This window comes from Streptomyces tailanensis, from assembly GCF_008386495.1.
Lineage (GTDB): Bacteria > Actinomycetota > Actinomycetes > Streptomycetales > Streptomycetaceae > Streptomyces > Streptomyces tailanensis.
In genome coordinates, this window is record NZ_VTHJ01000002.1 from 49526 (window position 1) to 50604 (window position 1079).

At 71.3% G+C, this 1079-nt stretch carries 1 protein-coding gene; it reads right to left on the bottom strand.

The window, feature by feature from the left end; all coding sequences use genetic code 11:
- Positions 1-1079: IS200/IS605 family accessory protein TnpB-related protein (locus F3T56_RS02110; RefSeq protein ID WP_246203333.1), on the bottom strand; the 1079-nt coding region annotated here is incomplete at both ends.

Genomic DNA, 1079 nt, shown 5'->3' on the forward strand with positions numbered 1-1079 from the left:
TGCTCATCACTCCGGTGAGCAGGGGGCGGTGCCGTCCGTCGCCGGATCGGGTGCCCCAGGGCGCGCCTTCCGATCGCCACCGCTGCCGCATGATGGCGAGTGGTCTTCTTGTTCTTGCTCGTCAGTGGCTTCTGCCAGTGGTGGGCGCCCAAGCGGGAGGTGTAGGCGGGGTCGACGGCGATGACCGGGATGCCGAGTTCGGCCGCCATGCTGACGAGTCTGGCCCGCAGCCTGGAGGTGGGCAGGCCGGAGATCAGCTTGCGGAACCGCTTTTGGCGGCCGTGCTTCTCCCGGCTCTTCTCCGCCTGGAAGTCGAGGTCTTCGACCGCGATGGCCAGGTGATGGCGTTTGGCCCAGTGCAGCAGGCGGATCAGAGCGTGACGGACCTGGGCGTCGCGGTGATCGGCGGTGCCGGACAGGTCGTAGTCGAAGCGGAGTGGTGCGCCGACGGGGTTGCCGTGTGGGTCGAGGCGCCAGACGGCGAGGTGGTCGGCGTTGGTGTCCACCCCGGCCAGGCCGCCCGCGCGGGCGGCCTCCAGCGGCATCGTCTGGGCCGGGGGGATGGTCCAGGAGGCGGTGAGGTACCAGCGGCCCCGGCCGGTGTCTTCGTGGATGCGGTACGCGACGGCCCGGTTGGCGGTGATGCGGTCGGCCCACTGCTCGCCCCGGTGCGCGAACACCACACGGCCGGTAAGCACGTACCGGCCGTGCGGGGCGTTCGCCAGGTGCGCCAGCGGCGCGGGCAGCTTGACCGACACCTCGCCGTCGGCAGTGACGCGGATGGTCTCGTTGCCGTACCGCTTGCCGGACTCGCCGTCCGCGGCGAGGAACCGGCGCCCGGCCAGCCACCGCGCACGCCACTGCTCCTCGGTGAGCTGGGAGGCATCGAGGTGGTGGCGGGTGTTCAGCAGCCGCTTGCTGCCCCGCACCACACGCACCACTCCGGTCTCCCGGTCGGCCCGCACTGCCTGAAGCCGGTCTTCGAGCACGTGCAGACGGCGGGACTTGGCGAACCACTCCCGCTTGCCGTGGTAACCGCCCGGAGCCTTCACGCTGCCCTTCTGCCCGACCGGCACAGA